Source organism: Cryobacterium sp. PH31-L1, from assembly GCF_030063145.1.
GTDB lineage: Bacteria > Actinomycetota > Actinomycetes > Actinomycetales > Microbacteriaceae > Cryobacterium.
The window spans coordinates 128724-147074 of sequence record NZ_JASISM010000004.1 but is presented as its reverse complement, the minus strand read 5'-3'; the positions used below and the strand labels follow the sequence as shown (position 1 = coordinate 147074).

Sequence of the window (18351 nt, the reverse complement as noted above, 5' to 3'; positions counted from 1 at the left end):
CATGTCTGACGCCCTGAGCTATCGCCCGAAAACGGGCGAGATTCCCACGACCCCCGGGGTCTACCGGTTTCGCGACGCGACCGGGCGCATTCTCTATGTCGGTAAAGCCAAGAACCTGCGGGCGCGGCTGAGCAACTATTTCGCCCCGCTCCATAGCCTGCACGAGCGTACCCGCCGCATGGTCACCACGGCCACCGGTGTCGAGTGGACTGTTGTCGGAACCGAGGTTGAGGCCCTGCAGCTCGAATGGATGTGGATCAACGAGTTCGATCCGCCGTTCAACGTGCAGTTCAAGGACGACAAGTCTTACCCGTACCTCGCGGTTACCCTCGCCGACGAGGCGCCGCGAGCCTTGGTCACCCGCACCGAGGGAATCAAGGGTGCCCGCTATTTCGGGCCGTACCCCAAGGTCTGGGCCGTTCACGAAACCATCGAGCTCATGCTCAAGGCTTTCCCCATCCGTACCTGCAACAACGCCAACTACAAGCGGGCCATGCAGAGTGGTAAGCCGTGCTTCGCGGGCCAGATCGGGCGGTGCTTCGGCCCCTGCTCCGGGCTGGTGTCGATCGAGGACCACCGCACGATCGTCAACGAGTTCGTCAGCTTCATGGGCAGCCACGACAAGAAGCTCATCAATGAACTCACCCAGCAGATGAAAGAAGCGGCTGCAGCCCAACAGTACGAAATAGCGGGCAAGCGACGCGACCAGGTGCGCGCCCTCAACGCTGTGCTCGAGAAGAGCGCTGTCGTTCTGCGCGACAACGTCGATATCGATCTGTTCGCCGTCGAGCAAGACGAACTTGCTGCGGCCGTGCAGCTCTTCATCGTGCGGGGCGGGCGCATCCGTGGTGTGCGCGGCTGGATGGTCGACAAAGAACTCGACGTCACCATGAGCGAACTCATCGACTCCATGATGCAGACCGCTTACAACCATGATGCTCTGCCGCCGCGCGAAATTGTTCTCCCCGAACTGCCCGACGACGCCCAGGCCCTCGAAACCTGGCTGGCCAATCTCGCCGGGCGCAAGGTGCGCCTCGTGGCCGCCCAGCGGGGTGAAAAGGCGGCCCTGCTGGTCACGGCCGGCAATAACGCCAAGCAGGCGCTGATGCTTTACAAAACCCGGCGCAGCTCGGACTTCGTCGCACGTTCCAAAGCACTCGAAGACATTCAGGACGTGCTCGAGATGCCGGCCGCCCCGCTGCGCATGGAATGCTACGACGTATCGCACCTCAGCGGCACCAATATCGTTGCGTCCATGGTCGTTTTTGAAGACGGGCTGCCCCGCAAAGACGAATACCGACGCTTCAACATTCCTGAGTCGACCGATGACACCGACTCGATTTACCAGATCCTCACGCGTCGGCTCGCGTATCTGAAACCCGAAGCGTTGGCAGCGGATGCCGTGGTCGTTGATGACACCACGACCGACATTGCTCAGGTCGAACAGAAGCGTGCCAAATTCAAGTACCAGCCGAACCTGCTCATCGTCGACGGCGGCCAGCCGCAGGTTGCCGCCGCCAAACGGGCCCTCGCCGAATCTGGCGTCACCGGAATCCAACTGTGCGGAATAGCCAAACGGCTCGAAGAAATCTGGCTCCCCGATTCCGACTACCCGGTCATTCTGCCGCGCAACAGCGACGCGCTGTTTCTCATCCAACGCATTCGTGATGAAGCCCACCGGTTCGCAATCACCCACCAGCGCATTCGGCGCAAGAAAGACATCAGCTCCGTTCTCGGCGAAATCGCCGGGCTCGGGCCGGCCCGGGTGAAAGTTCTGCTGCAACATTTCGGCTCTGTGGCGCGCCTCAAGGTCGCTTCGGCGGCCGAAATAGCGGATGTCCGCGGCATCGGCCCCGTGCTGGCCGAGTCGATCCACGCCCACCTGCGCTCCTAAACAAGACCCGAAAGCGCCCCACGCTGGGTAGGCTTGCTAGTCCACCGACTTCTCATTAAGGCGATTTCCAAGAATGACTACGGACCCCGACAAGCAGGAAGTGCTGATCGTCACGGGAATGTCCGGGGCGGGACGCTCCACCGTAGCCAACGCGTTGGAAGACCTCGACTGGTATGTCGTAGACAATCTTCCGCCGCAAATGCTGCGGCCCCTGGTTGATCTAGTCGAACGGGCTGGTACGAATCTGCCCAAGATCGCCGCTGTCGTCGACATTCGCGGTCGCGATCTGTTCGGCGATTTCCTCGACACTGTGCAACAACTCCGCAGCAACACACAGGTGCAGGTCATCTTTCTGGAAGCCAGGGACGACGCGCTGGTCCGCCGGTTTGAATCGGTGCGCCGCCCGCATCCGCTGCAGGGCGACGGCACCCTGCTTGATGGCATCGCGGCGGAGCGCTCCCGACTGCTCGCCGTGCGGGAGTCGAGCGACCTCGTCATCGACACCTCCGATCTCAACGTGCACCAGCTCGCGACGACGATCACCGAACGGTTTGCGGCCGAGGGGCGAGCGGGCGTGCAGCTGACCATCATGAGCTTTGGCTTCAAGTACGGCCTGCCGACAGACGTCGATCTGGTCGCGGATGCCCGCTTCCTACCGAACCCGTTCTGGATCCCCGAGCTGCGCGCGCACACCGGCGTCGACCCGGAGGTGAGAGACTTTGTACTTGCCCAAATTGGTGCCCTCGATTTTATCGACCACTACGCCGCCGCCATGGCGCCGGTGCTGGCGGGCTACCAGCGGGAAAACAAACGTCACGCCACCATCGGCATCGGCTGCACCGGAGGCAAGCACCGCTCCGTTGCGATGGTCAGAGAACTGGCGTCTCGACTCGAGAAACTTCCCGGTGTCGCGGTCAATATCAAGCACCGCGACCTCGGACGCGAATAAGCGAGCCCGGGCACAGCATCCGGCTCCCCGGGCTTTTATCACTCAGACCTCACGCAACTGATCAACAGAATGGAAAAGCGATTGGCACTCACCGCCGACGTTAAAGATGAACTTTCGCGCGTGGAGGTCTCCAAGACCACCGTGCGCGCGGCCGAACTGGCCACAATTCTCCGGTTCTCCGGCGGATTGCACATGATTAGCAGCCGGATCGCGATCGAGTCCGAACTCGACACTGCCATCCTGGCCCGTCGGGTGCGCAAGGATCTCGCCGAGTTGTACGGCGTGCGCAGTGCCCTGCAGGTCATCGCCGCCACCGGCATCCGTCAGTCCAGCCACTACCTCGTGCAGGTGATCGAGGGCGGGGAGACGCTCGCACGCCAGACCGGCCTGCTGGATGGGCGTCGCCGCCCGATTCGTGGTCTGCCGAACCGGCTGACCACGGGCTCGAGGGAAGAGATCGCGGCCGTCTGGCGCGGTGCGTTTCTCGCCCACGGCACCCTGACCGACCCGGGCCGCTCTGCAGCCCTCGAGGTGATCTGCCCGGGCAACGAGGCGGCCATGGCTTTGGTCGGGGCAGCCGGCCGGCTGGGTGTCGCGGCCAAGGCACGCGAAGTGCGCGGAGTACACCGCGTTGTCATTCGCGATGGTGACGCCATTGGCGCGATGCTCGTGCACATGGGCGCTACCAGCACGGTCCTCAACTGGGAAACCCTGCGTCAGCGCCGCGAAGTGCGCGCCACCGCCAACCGCCTGGTCAACTTCGACGACGCCAACCTGCGCCGCTCCGCCGAGGCGGCCGTCGCCGCCTGCGCTCGGGTACAGCGGGCCATGGACATTCTCGGCGAGGATATTCCCAAGCACCTGCGCTACGCGGGAGATCTACGCCTCAACTTTCGCGATTCCAGCCTCGACGAGCTCGGCCACCACGCCGACCCGCCCATGACCAAAGACGCCGTCGCCGGTCGAATTCGTCGCCTGCTGGCCATGGCCGACAAAAAAGCGGTCGAACTCGGCGTCGAAGGAACCGACGTTGACTACCCGGTTCACCCCGATGACGTTTCACCTCGGTAAACCACACAACGCGACGCGCGAGGTCACGAATTCTGTGCCGCCCAGGCCTCGCGGGTAGACTAGATCGTCGCTTACAACGCCGCCGCACCCGGTGCGGCGGCACAACTCACAAGGAGATAAGTAATGGCCGAATACACCCTGCCCACCCTTGACTATGACTATGCGGCTCTTGAGCCCAGCATCAGCGGCACCATCATGGAACTCCACCATGGTAAGCACCACCAGGCGTACGTCACCGGTGCCAACACGGCCCTGGCTCAGCTTGCCGAGGCTCGCGACAGCAGAAGCCTCGCCAACGTGAACAAACTGGAGAAGGACCTCGCCTTCAACCTCGGCGGCCACGTCAACCACTCCATCTTTTGGACCAACCTGTCCCCGAACGGCGGCGACAAGCCGGTCGGCGAGCTCGCCGCGGCGATCGACGATAACTTTGGTTCGTTCGACAAGTTCCAGGCGCACTTCACCGCCGCCGCTCTCGGCGTGCAGGGTTCCGGCTGGGCCGTGCTCGCTTGGGACTCCATCGGGCAGCGCCTGATCATCCAGCAGTTCTTCGACCAGCAGTCCAACTTCGCTGCCGGTACCGTTCCGGTGCTCATGCTCGATGTTTGGGAGCACGCCTACTACCTCGACTACCGCAATGTGCGTGCCGACTACGTCAAGGCCTTCTGGAACATTGCCAACTGGGCAAACGTGCAGGAGCGTTTCACCGTCGCACGTGAGAAGACCAACGGCCTGCTGCTACTCTCGTAGCCTGCTGGTGCCCCGAATTCTTCGGGGCACCGCCGTTCTCCTTCCGCACTCTTTTCATCGCGTCTTCCGGCGCCCTCTCATCAACAGGAGCTATTTGTGTCCGTAAAGATCGGCATCAACGGATTCGGCCGTATTGGCCGTAACTATTTCCGCGCAGCACTCGCCAAGGGCAGCGACATTGAAATCGTCGCCGTCAACGACCTCTCTGACCCCGCGTCTCTCGCGCACCTGCTGAAGTACGACTCCGTCGGAGGTCGGCTGAACGCCACCGTCGAGGTGGACGGCGACAACATCGTGGTAAACGGCAAGCCCATCAAGGTGCTGGCCGAGCGCGACCCGGCCAACTTGCCCTGGGGCGCACTCGGCGTTGAAATCGTCATCGAGTCCACCGGTCGCTTCACGAAGGCCGCCGACGCCCAGAAGCACATCGAAGCCGGCGCCAAGAAGGTCATCGTGTCTGCTCCGGCAACGGGTGCCGACGTCGCGACCCTCGTGCTCGGTGTGAACGAGGACACCTACGACTCCGCAATCCACGACATCATCTCGAACGCGTCCTGCACCACGAACTGCCTGGCGCCGCTGGTCAAGGTGTTCCTCGACAACTTCGGCATCGAGCGTGGCCTGATGACGACGATCCACGCCTACACCGCAGACCAGAACCTGCAGGACGGCCCGCACAGCGACCTCCGTCGCGCCCGTGCCGCCGCGTTGAACATCATCCCCACCTCCACCGGTGCCGCCAAGGCTCTCGGAATCGTCATCCCCGAGAGTGTCGGCAAGCTTGATGGATATGCCCTGCGCGTTCCGGTTCCGACCGGCTCGATCACCGACCTCACCCTCACCGCCTCGCGCGCGGTCACGGTTGAAGAAGTGAACGCCGCCTACAAGGCAGCGGCCGAGGGCCCGCTCAAGGGAATCCTGAGCTACACCGAGGACCCGATCGTCTCCAGCGACATCGTCGGCGATCCGCACTCCTCGATTTTCGACGCCGGACTCACCAAGGTGATCGGCGACCAGGTCAAGGTCGCGTCGTGGTACGACAACGAGTGGGGTTACTCCAACCGCCTCGTAGACCTCACCGAGTTCGTCGCCGAGCGACTCTAACGGCCGCGCGGTGACGCTACGCACGATTGACTCGCTCGGTTCGCTTACCGGCAAGCGGGTCATTGTCCGCTTCGACCTGAATGTGCCGTTGAAGAACGGTCAGATCACCGACGATGGACGAGTGCGGGCGTCACTGCCCACCCTCAACGCCCTCGTCGCCCAGGGCGCCCGCGTGGTGATCGTTTCTCACCTCGGGCGCCCCGACGGAGCCGTTGATCCCCAACACAGCCTGAAGCCCGTTGCTTCTCGCCTGAGCGAACTGGTGAATCTGCCGGTGGCCTTTGCCACCGATACCGTCGGTGATTCCGCCACGCAGGCCGTCGCAGCGCTTCAGGACGGCGACATCGTCGTTCTGGAAAACCTGCGCTTCAACGCCGGTGAGACCAGCAAAACGGATGCCGAGCGCCTCGCGTTCGCCCATCAGCTTGCGCTGCTCGGCGACGCCCTCGTCTCTGACGGCTTCGGCGTCGTGCACCGCAAGCAGGCCAGCGTGTTCGATCTGGCCTCGCTACTGCCGAGCGCGGCCGGCCTGCTCATCGCGGCCGAACTCGACGTCCTCGATCGCCTCACCGAGAAGCCCGAGGCGCCTTACACGGTCATCCTCGGCGGATCCAAGGTCAGCGACAAACTCGGTGTGATCGGGCACCTGCTGCCCCGGGTGAATTCTCTGCTCATCGGCGGCGGGATGCTGTTCACCTTCCTGGCCGCCCAGGGCCACAAGGTCGGCGCGAGCCTGCTGGAGAGCGATCAGATCGAGACGGTGCGCGGGTATCTGGCCGAGGCCGATCGTCTTGGCGTCAAAATCGTGCTCCCCACCGATCTCGTCGTGGCCTCGAAATTCGGTGCAGACGCCCAGCACGTGATCACCCCGGCCGACGGCATCGAGAACACCCCGTTCGGTGCTGCCGGTCTCGGCCTGGATATCGGGCCAGATACGGCGGCGGCATTCGCTGAAATCATTCGTGCGTCCAACACCGTATTCTGGAACGGCCCAATGGGTGTCTTCGAACTCGCACCATTCGCGGAGGGCACCCGCACGGTAGCCGCGGCACTCACCGAGGTCACCGGCCTCAGCGTGGTTGGTGGCGGCGACTCGGCTGCTGCCGTGCGCATCCTCGGTTTCAGCGACGACCAATTCGGTCATATTTCTACCGGCGGTGGCGCGAGCCTCGAGTTCCTCGAGGGCAAGCGTCTACCAGGACTGGAGGTCCTCGGATGGCAGTGAACATCAACCCTCGGCGTACACCGCTGATTGCGGGCAACTGGAAAATGAATCTGGACCACCTCCAGGCCATCGCTTTCGTGCAGAAACTCGCTTGGAACCTCAAAGACGCCAACCACGACTTTGCCGCGGTCGAGGTGGCAGTTTTTCCCCCGTTCACCGATCTGCGCAGCGTGCAGACTCTGGTATCGGCCGACAAGCTTCCGCTGGCCTTTGGCGCCCAGGACGTGTCAGCTCAGGATTCGGGCGCATACACCGGAGAGATCTCGGGTGCTTTCCTGGCCCAGCTGGAATGCCAGTACGTCATCATCGGGCATTCCGAACGCCGTACCCTGCACAGTGAAACCGATGAGCAGGTCGCTGCCAAGGTGACTGCGGCTCTCAAGCACAATCTGGTGCCGCTGATCTGCGTCGGTGAAAGTGCCGAAGACCTCGCCGTTCACGGACCCAGTGCGGTCCCGGTCGCCCAGCTTCGGGCAGCCCTGGCAGGGGTCACCAACGCGGCAGACATCGTCGTCGCGTATGAGCCGGTATGGGCCATCGGGTCCGGCCAGGCTGCCACGCCGGAACAGGCAGAACAGGTCGCCGCAGCGCTGCGTGGCGTTCTCACCGAGACTCTCGGCCAGGACGTAGCCGACAAGACCCGCATCCTCTATGGCGGATCGGTCAAGAGCGGCAACATCGCCGCATTCATGCGCGAACCCAACGTCGATGGTGCCCTGGTTGGCGGTGCCAGCCTGGATATCCCGGAGTTCTCCAGCATCATTCGGTATCACAAGCATGTCGGCGTCTAAACCGACGCGTTGCTGACATCGCAGGAGCGAGGTAGTTGCCACTGGCAACCCCCTCGCTCCTGCGTGAAGGTATAATTACGTTGTCTGGGCGCCCAGAGTTGCGCCCACCGTTTTTGAAAGGTTTCGTGTGGAGATTCTCCAGGTCGTCATGCAGGTGCTCGTCGGTATTACGAGCCTCCTGCTCACCATGCTCATTTTGCTGCACAAGGGGCGGGGTGGTGGGTTATCGGACATGTTCGGTGGCGGCGTCACCTCCAACCTCGGCGCATCGGGAGTTGCCGAGCGCAACCTCAACCGCATCACTGTCATTCTGGGACTGCTGTGGATCTCGTGCATCGTCGTTCTCGGATTGATCACCAAGTTTGATACAGGGGCTTAACTTTTCACACTGTGCGGAGTTACCCTGAAGCGAAGTCACCCAGAATTCTGGGCACAGTTATTTACGAGCACGTCTCAGCACCAGCAGCAGCACCAATAAGAGTTCGACTGCAGCGCACAACTGCACGGGTATATGGAGGAACAAGATGGCATCAGGCGGAAGCGCAATTCGTGGCTCGCGTGTCGGCGCAGGCCCCATGGGCGAGCAGGACCGCGGTTTTCACGCGGATCGCATCAAGGTTTCCTACTGGGATGCACTCGGCAATGAGACCGTCCGATACTTTGCCGCGAGTCTTCCCGACGAGGAAATCCCCGTCACCATCGATTGCCCGTCGTCCGGGCTTCCCGCCGGGCGTGATAAGGAGAATCCTCCCTCCGTGGTGAAGCTTGAGCCCTACAAGACACACCTGGCCTACGTCAAGGAGCGTCGCACCGAGGAAGAAGCAGAGTCGCTTCTCGAAGAGGCACTCAACCAGCTGCGCGTTCGTCGCGGCAAGTTGTCACCCACGAACTGACGTGTAGCACAGCAAAGACCGGCCTCGAGAATGTCGAAGGCCGGTCTTTTTGTTTGTCTGGCTGACTAGTACGTCGGGGCGATTAGGTTCTCGGGAACCTGGGCCGCAGCGTCACTGTCGACGAAGAACATCGTTCGGTACCGACCCTTGATGCCGGCAGCCGGGACCTCGTCGCGGCTCGCGCCTGCCAGCGCGAGCCCGAGTGCTGAGGCTTTGTCTGAGCCGGCCAGAACAAGCCAAACCCGGTCGGAGGAGTTGAGTACCGGTCGCGTGAGCGACAAGCGGTCGGCGGGGGGCTTGGGGGAGTCGTGCACGGTGACGACACTGGCGTCACGCTCCCGAATACCTGATCGGTGGGGGAACAGCGACGCTATGTGGCCATCCGGGCCGACCCCGAGAAACGTCACGTCGAATCGTGGGTACTCGGCACCCTCTGGTGCGTGAGAGCGCAATTCTGCTGTATACCGTGCCGCCGCTGCTTCGAGGGCGTCGTCACCGGCTCCGACATCGATCGGGTCATCCGACGCACCGAACGCGTGTATGTTTTCTCTCGGAACGTCGATATGGTCCAGGAGAGCATCCCGGGCCTGCAGTTCGTTACGCTCGGGATCGGCGCGGGGCACCCAACGTTCATCGCCCCACCAAAAATTCACCCGGGACCAATCGATGGTGTCGCGTGCGGCCGACTCATTGATGGCGGCCAACACGGCGATACCAACCGAACCACCGGTTAGGACAACATTGGCCTCGTCCTGGTCCTGCAGGACGTCGACCATGTTCGTCAAGAAACGTGCAGCCACCGACCCGGCCAGCGCTTGCTTGTTCTGGTGCACCAGCACGCGTCGATCATTTGTCACGGTCACACTCCGGTTCCTTGGGTCACCACGTCATCGAGTTGCGGCAGTCCGCGCGTGATGACCTCACCATACAGGTCGTCGGGATCCAGCCGGCGCAGTTCGTCGGCCAGACAGTCGCGCAGGCTGCGACGCTTGAGCGTCAGATCCTGCACCGGCTGCCCCGGCTGGCTGAGCGTGGCGATGTCGGGCACTTCACGCTCGAGCGAGATCGTTCCCGATGCGCGGGTGAGGTGAACCCCGTGCACACCATTGGCGAGAGGTCCGGTGGTCAGTTCGCAGTCCACGGGAATTTGGAGCTGCATCTGCAGCCAGGCAGCCAATAGCGTCGTCGACGGTGAAGCGGCAGCACCGGAGACCTGAATCGCGATAATCGGTTCATAGGGGGGCTGGTCCAGCACGGCGGCCAGCTGGGCGCGCCAGAGGGTCAGCCGGGTCCAGGCGAAATCGGTGTCGCCCGGGCGGTAGCTTCCGCACAGGTGATGCAGGGCTGCCTGCGGATCCGGTTGCGCCGACGCATCCGTTATTCGGCGGTAGGCGATGCGTCCGAGCGGCGAGTCGCCGGGAACGGCCGGAGCGGTTCCCGGCCACCAGGCGACGACGGGAGCATCGGAGAGCAGCAGGCCGGTGACCAGACTCTCCGGGTCGTTGGCGGCATCGCCGTAGACGCGCAGAACGATGACCTCGCTCGCGCCAGCGTCACCGCCCACCCGAATTTCGGCGTCCACTCGTGCGTCGGGTGTGGCCGCGGTGGACCCTGGCTCTTGGGTCGACACGACGATGACGCGCATTGGATGCTCGCGGGAGGCATCGTTGGCGGCCTCGATGGCCTCCTCCTCGTGTCCGAGAGTCGAGGCAATGATCAGGGTGAGTACACGGCCGAGGGCGACAGCGCCTCCCTCTTCGCGAATACGCACGAGCGCCTTCGAGATCTTCGCGGTCGTGGTGTTGGGCAGATCGACGATCATGGACGCCTCCAGGTGCGGCCATCGCGGGCCAGTAGATCATCAGCGGATGTGGGGCCCCACGTTCCGGGGCGGTATTGCTCGGGCTGCCCCTGCGTGGCCCAGTACTCCTCGATCGGGTCGAGAATCTTCCAGGACAGTTCGACCTCTTCGTGACGGGGGAACAGCGGCGGGTCGCCGAGCAGCACGTCGAGGATGAGCCGCTCGTACGCCTCAGGGCTGGCCTCGGTGAAAGCATGGCCGTACCCGAAGTCCATGGTCACATCGCGCACCTGCATGACCACGCCGGGTACTTTCGATCCGAACCGGATCGTGACGCCCTCGTCGGGCTGCACCCGAATCACCAGGGCATTATGGCCAAGTTCGGCCGTCTGGCCGGGGGCAAAGAGGTACTGCGGGGCGCGTTTGAACACCACGGCGATCTCGGTGACGCGGCGTCCCAGGCGTTTGCCGGCGCGCAGGTAGAACGGCACACCGGCCCAGCGACGTGTGTCGATGGTCAGGCGCATCGCAGCGTAAGTTTCGGTGACCGATTCCGGGTTCATCCCGTCTTCTTCGAGAAAACCGACGACCTTTTCACCGCCCTGCCATCCGCCGGCGTACTGGCCGCGGGCGGTTCCGAGACCGAGATCGGCGGGCAGCCGAACCGAAGCGAGCACCTTTTCCTTCTCGGCGCGCAGATCGGCGGCGTCGAACGAGATGGGCTCCTCCATCGCCGTCAGGGCAAGCAGCTGCAGAAGGTGGTTCTGAATGACGTCGCGCGCGGCGCCGATGCCGTCGTAGTACCCGGCACGGCCGCCAACGCCGATGTCCTCGGCCATGGTGATCTGCACGTGCTCGACGTGGTTGGCGTTCCACAGCGGTTCGAACATTTCATTGGCGAAGCGCAGCGCCAGAATGTTCTGCACCGTCTCTTTGCCGAGGTAGTGGTCGATTCGAAAGACGGAGTCGGGCGGAAAGACCGACTCGACGACGTCGTTGAGTTGCCGCGCTGTCTTCAGGTCACTGCCGAATGGTTTTTCAATGACCACACGACGCCATTGTCCATTTTTTTGCTCGGCCAGGCCGGATCGGCGCAGCTGCTCGGTGACCTGGGGGAAGGCTTTCGGCGGAATGGCCAGGTAGAACGCATGGTTGCCCATCGTTCCGCGCTCCCGGTCGAGTTCGTCGATCGTCTGGGTGAGGCGGGTGAACGCCTCATCGTCGTCGAAGGTGCCCGACACGAAGCGGATGCCTTCAGCTAGCTGCGCCCAAACGTCTTCGTGGAACTCGGTGCGGGCGTGTTCCTTGACGGCGTCATGCACAACCTGCATGAAGTCCTCGTTGTCCCAGTCTCGTCGAGCAAAGCCGACGAGCGCAAAGCCGGGTGGCAGCAACCCTCGGTTAGCGAGGTCGTAGACCGCGGGCATGAGTTTCTTGCGCGCCAGGTCACCGGTGACGCCGAAGATCACGAGGCTGGATGGCCCGGCGATTCGATTCAGGCGGTAGTCGGAGGGCGACCTGAGCGGATTAAACTCCGGAGTAATTTCCACCGGGGACATGCAGCTCCTTTGACGGGACAGTGCAGAAAGTTTGGGATTGCAAACAGCGCGGGCGCTGCGAAAAGAATAGTGCTTTCAGCTGGTTGGTTCCTCGCGGCCCAACCGCGAGTAACCAACCAGTCGTCCGATTCCCTGCGGTTAAGCCAGGGCCTTGAACAGGGTGGAGATATTCTGCTTCGGCTGCGTCAGGGTCAACGTCAGCACCGGACGCCCGTGCTCGGCGAGCACGCTCGCGTCGCCGCTGGCCTGCGCCTGGATGAGTTCGCCGAAGGTGAACGGACGCTCAGGAATGTCGAGATCCTCCGCCGGCGTGGCCAGAATTTGCAGGTAGACGGCCGTTGCCGGTCCGCCCTTGTGGAACTGCCCGGTGGAGTGCAGAAAGCGCGGTCCCCAGCCGAAGGTAACCGGACGCTTTGACAGGGTGGCGAGCTTGGTGCGAATCTCGGCCAGTTCCGGCAGCGCGAGACGGTCGACGTAGGCCTGCACGGCGACGTAGCCGTCGGGGCCGAGTTCTTCGAGCAGGGCGTCGATCGCCGAGGCGAGGTCGCTTGCCGCTCCGATCACGTGCGGCGTGCCACGCACCTCGATGCCGTCCGCGATGAACGCGGCCGGCTCCGGTGCGGGACGGGCGTCGAGCAGACCGCGCGTGGCGATCTTCGCCGACTCCACGTCGGGCTGGTCGAACGGGTTGATACCGAGCAGTCGTCCGGCCACGACGGTGGCGTATTCCCAGACCAGAAACTGCGCTCCGAGGGTTCCGCTGACGCGAATCTCGTCGCCCGTGTCGCTGAACAGGTCTGTGCCGGCGTCAGCGACAACCCGCACGAGCTGCAGGTCCGGCAGCGCCTCGGTCAGTTCCGGAGCATCCAGCTCCAACACGACCGGCAGGATGCCGGTGCCGAGCTTGCCGGTGGATTCCGCGATGAGCTGTTCGACCCAGTCGGCGAAACCCACAATGTGGGTACCGTCGGAGACGATCGCGAGCTTGTCGCGGCGCGGGCTGGTGGCGGCGATCGCCGCACCGAGCACGAGTCCCGGGTTGTCCGGTGAGTCAACGGCCAGGGCCAGGGCGACGGACTCGGCCTCGTCGAGGAGCGCACCGACGTCAACGCCGGCCAGTCCAGACGGAACCAGACCGAAGGCCGTCAGTGCCGAGTAGCGTCCGCCGACGGTGGGGTCAGCGTTGAAGACGCGGTAGCCGGCAGCGAGAGCGGATGCCTCCAAAGGCGACCCGGGATCGGTCACCACGATGATGCGCTCGGCCGGGTCGATGCCGATGGCACGGAATGCGCGCTCGAACACGCGGCGCTGGCTGTCGGTTTCCACGGTGGAACCGCTCTTGGACGACACGACGAGGGCCGTTTCGGCCAGGTTGTCGTTCAGCGCAGACAGCACCTGGCCGGGGTCGGTCGCATCGAGCACGGTGAGGTTCACGCCGGCGGTGCGGGTGATGACCTCCGGCGCGAGCGACGAGCCGCCCATGCCGGCGAGGGCGAGCTGGGTGACACCGCGAGCCTGCAGGGTGGCCCGCAGTTCCACGATTTCGGCCACGAGGGGGCGCGACACCGTGACGGACTCGGTCCAGCCGAGACGCAACGCGGCCTCAGCTTCGGCTTCCGGACCCCAGAGGGCGGGGTCGAGTGCGGTGATGCCGGAGGCGACCAGATCTGTGACGAGGGTGGGCACGGTGGCGCGAACAGCGTCAGCAGCGGCGCCACTGACCGAGATGCGAAAGCTCATCAGACGGCCGAGCTGGTCGGGGCCGCGGTGGTAGAGGCGGCGGTGAGGGCCGTCTGCACGGTGTCCAGCAGTTCGTTCCAGGACACCTCGAACTTCGACAGGCCTTCTTCTTCGAGCAGGCGGGTGACGTCGTCGTAGGAGACGCCCTGCGCGGCCAGTGCGTCAAGCACGGCGTTGGCTGCTCCGTAGGAGCCGGTGACCGAGTCGGCGGGGATGACGCCGTGGTCGGCTGCCGCCTGCATGGTCTTCTCCGGCATGGTGTTGACGACGTCGGGGGCGACCAATTCGGTCACGTAGAGGGTGTCGGGCAGGCTGGCGTCCTTGACGCCGGTCGAGGCCCAGAGCGGGCGCTGCTTGGTGGCGCCGGCCTTGATCAGGCCAAGGGCACGCTCGCTGCTGAACGCCTGCTCGTAGACCTGGTAGGCGAGCTGGGCGTTGGCGACTCCGGCCTTGCTCTTGAGGGCGAGGGCCTCGGGGGTGCCGATGGCCTCAAGGCGGGAGTTGATCTCGGAGTCGACGCGTGAGACGAAGAACGAGGCAACCGAGTGAATCGTGGAGAGGTCGATGCCGGCAGCTTTGGCCTGCTCGAGTCCGGCCAGGTACGCGTTGATGACCTGGCGGTGACGCTCCAGGCTGAAGATCAGGGTGACATTGACGCTGATGCCGAGGGCGATGGTTGCCGTGATGGCTTCCAGTCCTTCAACCGTCGCGGGGATCTTGATCATCGCGTTGGGGCGGTTGACCTTCTTCCAGAGCTGCTGGGCTTCAGCAACCGTGCCGGCTGCATCGCGGGCGAGGCTCGGCTCGACCTCGATCGAGACGCGGCCATCCTGGCCGTTGGTCGAGTCGTAGACCGGGCGGAAGATGTCGCAGGCGGCGGCAACGTCGTCCGTGGTGATGGCGAAGACGGCGTCGGTCACGTTCGTACCGGCAGCGGCCAGGGTCGCGACCTGCTCGGTGTACGCCTCGCCCTTGGCGAGGGCACCGGCAAAGATTGTCGGGTTCGTGGTGACACCGACGACGTTGCTGTTCTTGATCAGGTCCTGCAGCCCGCCGGAGTTGATGCGCTCTCGGGAGAGATCGTCGAGCCAGATGCTGACGCCGGCGGCGGACAGTTGGGCGAGGGGGGAGGGGGTAGTCATTGTCAAATTCTCCTAATACTGCTGCCGTCAGGCAGCGATGCTGTAGCGATTTAGTGGAGAGGTAAGGGGCAACATCAGGCTGCGCTGATTGATTCCTTGGCGGCGGCGACGACGGCCTCGGTGGTGATGCCGAATTCGCGGAACAGCGTCTGGTAGTCAGCGGATGCCCCAAAGTGCTCGATCGAGATGCTGCGGCCGGTGTCGCCGACGTAGCCACGCCAGGTCAGCGCGAGGCCGGCTTCGACCGAAACTCGGGCGGTGATCGCGGCGGGTAGTACGGATTCGCGGTACTCGCTGCTCTGCTCTTCGAACCATTCCAGGCAGGGAGCGCTGACGACGCGGGCGTTGATGCCCTCGGCGGCGAGCTGGGCGCGGGCGTCCACGGCGAGCTGCACCTCGGAGCCGGTCCCGATCAGGATCACGTCGGGCGTGCCGCCGGCCGCGTCGGCCAGCACGTAGGCGCCGCGGGCGACGTTCTTCGCGGAGGCGAAAATTTCAGCGGATGCTGCGCCTTCGCCACGCTCGTAGACGGGAATGTTCTGGCGGGTCAGGGCGATGCCGGCCGGGCCGTTACGGCGTTCCAGGATGGTCTTCCAGGCCCAGGCGGTCTCGTTGGCGTCGCCGGGACGTACCACGTCGAGACCCGGGATGGCGCGCAGGGTCGCGAGCTGTTCGATCGGCTGGTGGGTGGGACCGTCTTCGCCGAGCGCGACGGAGTCGTGGGTCCAGACGAAGATCGACGGTGCCTTCATGAGAGCGGCCAGACGAACAGCCGGGCGCATGTAGTCGCTAAAGATGAGGAACGTTCCGCCGAACGGGCGGGTGTTGCCGTGCAGCACGATGCCGTTGAGAATCGCAGCCATGGCGTGCTCGCGAATGCCGAAGTGCAGCACCCGACCGTAGGGGTTCCCGGTCCATTCCGCGGTGGAGTGCTCGCTCGGAATGAAGGAGGCAGCGCCGCCGATGGTGGTGTTGTTCGATTCGGCGAGGTCGGCGGAGCCGCCCCACAGTTCGGGGATGACGCCGCCGAGAGCGGTGAGGACCTTGCCCGACGCCGCGCGGGTGGAGACCGCGGTGCCACCGGGGAAGACCGGGAGGGCGTCGTCGACGCCGTCAGGCAGGTCGCCGGAGAGAACCCGGTCGAGCAGCACCTTGCGCTCCGGGTTGGCTGCGGCCCAGGCGTCGAACCGCACGGTCCACTCGGCGTGTGCGGCCAGGCCGCGCTCCAGGGCCAGGCGGGTGTGGGCGATGACCTCGGGGGCGACATCGAAGGTCTTTTCCGGGTCGAAGCCCAGAACGGTCTTGACGCCGGCGAGTTCTTCGGCGCCGAGGGCTGAGCCGTGGATCTTTCCGGTGTTCTGCTTCTTCGGGCTCGGCCAGCCGATGATCGTCTTGAGGATGATCAGGCTCGGCTTGCCGGTCTCGTTCTGGGCCGCTTCAATGGCCGCATTCAACTCGGCGACGTCTTCGACGTAGGAGCCGGTCTTCTTCCAGTCCACGGTCTGCACGTGCCAGTCGTAGGCGGCGTAGCGAGCGGCGACGTCCTCGGTGAAGGCGATGTTGGTGTCGTCCTCAATCGAGATCTGGTTGCTGTCGTAGATGGCGATCAGGTTGCCGAGCTGCTGGTGGCCGGCGAGAGAGGAGGCCTCACTCGTGATGCCTTCCTGCAGGTCACCGTCGCCGGCAATGACGTAAACGAAGTGGTCGAACGGGCTGGCGCCGGTGGCGGCATCCGGGTCGAACAGGCCGCGCTCGAAACGCGACGCGTAGGCGAAACCGACAGCGGATGCCAGACCCTGGCCGAGCGGGCCGGTTGTGATCTCGACGCCATCGGTGTGGCCGTATTCCGGGTGACCGGGGGTCTTGGAACCCCAGGTGCGCAGGGCTTTGAGGTCTTCGAGCTCGAGACCGTAGCCACCGAGGTACAACTGCACGTACTGCGTCAGCGAGCTGTGGCCAACCGAGAGGATGAACCGGTCGCGACCGATCCACTCATTGTCGGCCGGGTCGCGGCGCATGATTTTCTGAAACAGGAGGTAGGCGGCGGGAGCGAGACTCATCGCGGTGCCCGGATGCCCATTCCCAACCTTCTCCACGGCGTCGGCCGCCAGAATGCGTGCGGTGTCAACCGCCTGATCGTCAACGGAATCCCATTGGAAAGCTGCCACGTCACGTAACCCTTCATTGAATTGAAGGCGGGTTGAGCTCAACCCATCCTTTGATAGTTGTGCAAGTGTCGGCAGTCGCGTCACCGGCCGGTCGCGCCAACTGGCGCGGACTGCAGGCGAAACATCACCCCCAGCGAGTTGGCCTGCTGGTGCAGCCATCTCCCACCCGGGGGCTCGCCGAACTACTGATTCACTGTGGGGAGCACTTTAAGTATACGGACGAATGTCAGGGGACGCTCGAAATGACGTGACCTGACGACACAATCCGGATTCGCGCTCGGTGGAGCGTCGCTCACGGCGTGTCCTAGAATGAGAAGACTTGCCTAGCGTTAGAGGATTAATGGACGTCGCCCTGAAGACCCCGGTCCGGAGCGGACCGCGCACACTGAAGCGCACCCTCAAGGCCTACGTCTCCCTGACCAAACCGCGCGTGGTCGAGTTGCTCCTGGTGGTGACGGCACCCACGATGCTGCTCGCCGAGCGCGGTATCCCCAGTCTCTGGCTGATTTTGGCGACGTTGGTCGGCGGGTCGCTCAGTGCCGGTTCCGCCGGTGCCTTCAACTGCTACCTCGACCGCGATATCGACCGTCTCATGAAGCGCACCAAGAATCGTCCCCTGGTGACCGGAGAACTGAGTGACCGTGAAGCCTTGATCTTTGCGTGGGCGCTGGGCGCGGCATCCATTCTGTGGCTGGGTCTGCTGACCAACTGGCTGGCCGCCGCGCTGTCGTTCGGCGCGATTCTGCTCTATGTCGTGTTCTACACGATCATTCTCAAGCGTCGTACCCCGCAGAACATTGTCTGGGGCGGTGTGGCGGGTTGTATGCCCGTTCTCATCGGCTGGGCGGCGGTGACGGGCGAACTGTCCTGGCCGCCGGTCATTCTGTTCATGATCATTTTCTTGTGGACACCGCCGCACTATTGGCCGCTATCCATGAAGTACCGAGCAGACTACCAGGCCGCCGGCGTTCCGATGCTCGCCGTCGTGCGTGGTCGGGCTCAGGTAGGCCTGCAGGTCATCCTGTACGCATGGGCTACGGTCGCCTGCTCGCTTCTGCTGATTCCGATCGCCGACATGGGCCTGCTTTACAGCTTTACCGCCCTGGTCACGGGTGGCTGGTTCATCTACGAGACTCATCGCTTGTACAGCCTGGCGATTCGGCACGAGCATGTGTCACCGATGCGCGTATTCCACGGCTCCATCGCCTACCTGACGCTGCTGTTCGTGGCCGTCGGAGTGGATCCGCTGCTTCCGTTCTAAGCG

The 18351-nt window shown here is 63.9% G+C and carries 16 protein-coding genes; 10 read left to right on the top strand and 6 right to left on the bottom strand.

Going from position 1 to position 18351, the window contains the following annotated elements; translation table 11 throughout:
- Position 1: 1 nt before the first annotated feature.
- The 9 genes from uvrC (at position 2) to QMF22_RS09665 (ending at position 8677) form a co-directional block, all read left to right on the top strand.
- The gene (gene uvrC, locus QMF22_RS09705; RefSeq protein WP_283452966.1) at positions 2–1894 is read left to right on the top strand and encodes an excinuclease ABC subunit UvrC; all 1893 of its coding nucleotides are present in this window, start codon (positions 2–4) and stop codon (positions 1892–1894) included.
- A 73-nt stretch (positions 1895–1967) separates the two neighbouring features.
- Positions 1968–2843 carry an RNase adapter RapZ gene (gene rapZ / locus QMF22_RS09700; RefSeq protein ID WP_283452964.1) on the top strand — a complete coding sequence of 292 codons (876 nt, stop codon included), beginning with the start codon at positions 1968–1970 and terminating at the stop codon, positions 2841–2843.
- A gap of 81 nt (positions 2844–2924) precedes the next feature.
- A complete protein-coding gene (gene whiA / locus QMF22_RS09695) occupies positions 2925–3914 on the top strand; it encodes a DNA-binding protein WhiA (RefSeq protein WP_283452962.1) in 990 nt (329 codons plus the stop codon).
- A 123-nt stretch (positions 3915–4037) separates the two neighbouring features.
- Complete coding sequence (locus QMF22_RS09690; protein WP_283452960.1) at positions 4038–4664, top strand: superoxide dismutase; 627 nt, start codon at positions 4038–4040, stop codon at positions 4662–4664.
- Positions 4665–4760: 96 nt separating this feature from the next.
- Complete coding sequence (gene gap, locus QMF22_RS09685) at positions 4761–5768, top strand: type I glyceraldehyde-3-phosphate dehydrogenase (protein ID WP_283452958.1); 1008 nt, start codon at positions 4761–4763, stop codon at positions 5766–5768.
- A gap of 10 nt (positions 5769–5778) precedes the next feature.
- A complete protein-coding gene (locus QMF22_RS09680) occupies positions 5779–6993 on the top strand; it encodes a phosphoglycerate kinase (protein ID WP_283452956.1) in 1215 nt (404 codons plus the stop codon).
- Entirely contained in the window at positions 6984–7784 is an 801-nt protein-coding gene (gene tpiA / locus QMF22_RS09675; protein WP_283452954.1) for a triose-phosphate isomerase, read from the top strand. The genes QMF22_RS09680 and tpiA overlap by 10 nt, the downstream gene beginning before the upstream one ends.
- A 127-nt stretch (positions 7785–7911) precedes the next feature.
- Complete coding sequence (secG, locus tag QMF22_RS09670) at positions 7912–8163, top strand: preprotein translocase subunit SecG (RefSeq protein WP_092340102.1); 252 nt, start codon at positions 7912–7914, stop codon at positions 8161–8163.
- Positions 8164–8308: 145 nt separating this feature from the next.
- The gene (locus tag QMF22_RS09665) at positions 8309–8677 is read left to right on the top strand and encodes an RNA polymerase-binding protein RbpA (protein ID WP_092107849.1); all 369 of its coding nucleotides are present in this window, start codon (positions 8309–8311) and stop codon (positions 8675–8677) included.
- Between the two features lie 65 nt (positions 8678–8742).
- Here the strand turns inward: QMF22_RS09665 and pgl are convergent, their stop codons facing one another.
- From pgl to tkt, 6 genes are all read right to left on the bottom strand, one after another.
- On the bottom strand, positions 8743–9534 hold the full coding sequence (pgl, locus tag QMF22_RS09660; RefSeq protein ID WP_283453424.1) for a 6-phosphogluconolactonase: 792 nt from the start codon (positions 9532–9534) through the stop codon (positions 8743–8745).
- A 2-nt stretch (positions 9535–9536) separates the two neighbouring features.
- A complete protein-coding gene (locus QMF22_RS09655; RefSeq protein WP_283452949.1) occupies positions 9537–10499 on the bottom strand; it encodes a glucose-6-phosphate dehydrogenase assembly protein OpcA in 963 nt (320 codons plus the stop codon).
- Positions 10496–12037 (bottom strand): glucose-6-phosphate dehydrogenase, encoded by a 1542-nt coding sequence (gene zwf / locus QMF22_RS09650; RefSeq protein WP_283452947.1) that lies wholly within the window; start codon positions 12035–12037, stop codon positions 10496–10498. Before zwf ends, QMF22_RS09655 begins: the two co-directional genes overlap by 4 nt.
- A gap of 138 nt (positions 12038–12175) precedes the next feature.
- Positions 12176–13777 (bottom strand): glucose-6-phosphate isomerase, encoded by a 1602-nt coding sequence (locus tag QMF22_RS09645; RefSeq protein WP_283452944.1) that lies wholly within the window; start codon positions 13775–13777, stop codon positions 12176–12178.
- Positions 13777–14919 carry a transaldolase gene (gene tal, locus QMF22_RS09640; protein ID WP_283452942.1) on the bottom strand — a complete coding sequence of 381 codons (1143 nt, stop codon included), beginning with the start codon at positions 14917–14919 and terminating at the stop codon, positions 13777–13779. The genes QMF22_RS09645 and tal overlap by 1 nt, the downstream gene beginning before the upstream one ends.
- Positions 14920–14993: 74 nt before the next feature.
- Positions 14994–17087 carry a transketolase gene (gene tkt / locus QMF22_RS09635; protein WP_283452940.1) on the bottom strand — a complete coding sequence of 698 codons (2094 nt, stop codon included), beginning with the start codon at positions 17085–17087 and terminating at the stop codon, positions 14994–14996.
- Positions 17088–17427: 340 nt separating this feature from the next.
- Here tkt and QMF22_RS09630 point away from each other — a divergent pair, with 340 nt between their 5' ends.
- A complete protein-coding gene (locus tag QMF22_RS09630; RefSeq protein ID WP_283452938.1) occupies positions 17428–18348 on the top strand; it encodes a heme o synthase in 921 nt (306 codons plus the stop codon).
- The last annotated feature ends 3 nt before the right edge of the window (positions 18349–18351 follow it).

Excerpts from the sequence above, each read along its gene's own strand:
- uvrC (WP_283452966.1), top strand. The coding sequence starts at position 2 with ATGTCTGACGCCCTGAGCTATCGCCCGAAAACGGGCGAGATTCCCACG.
- rapZ (WP_283452964.1), top strand. The coding sequence starts at position 1,968 with ATGACTACGGACCCCGACAAGCAGGAAGTGCTGATCGTCACGGGAATG.
- QMF22_RS09690 (WP_283452960.1), top strand. The coding sequence starts at position 4,038 with ATGGCCGAATACACCCTGCCCACCCTTGACTATGACTATGCGGCTCTT.
- tpiA (WP_283452954.1), top strand. The coding sequence starts at position 6,984 with ATGGCAGTGAACATCAACCCTCGGCGTACACCGCTGATTGCGGGCAAC.
- QMF22_RS09665 (WP_092107849.1), top strand. The coding sequence starts at position 8,309 with ATGGCATCAGGCGGAAGCGCAATTCGTGGCTCGCGTGTCGGCGCAGGC.
- QMF22_RS09655 (WP_283452949.1), bottom strand. The coding sequence starts at position 10,499 with ATGATCGTCGATCTGCCCAACACCACGACCGCGAAGATCTCGAAGGCG.
- zwf (WP_283452947.1), bottom strand. The coding sequence starts at position 12,037 with ATGTCCCCGGTGGAAATTACTCCGGAGTTTAATCCGCTCAGGTCGCCC.
- QMF22_RS09645 (WP_283452944.1), bottom strand. The coding sequence starts at position 13,777 with ATGAGCTTTCGCATCTCGGTCAGTGGCGCCGCTGCTGACGCTGTTCGC.
- tal (WP_283452942.1), bottom strand. The coding sequence starts at position 14,919 with ATGACTACCCCCTCCCCCCTCGCCCAACTGTCCGCCGCCGGCGTCAGC.
- QMF22_RS09630 (WP_283452938.1), top strand. The coding sequence starts at position 17,428 with ATGGACGTCGCCCTGAAGACCCCGGTCCGGAGCGGACCGCGCACACTG.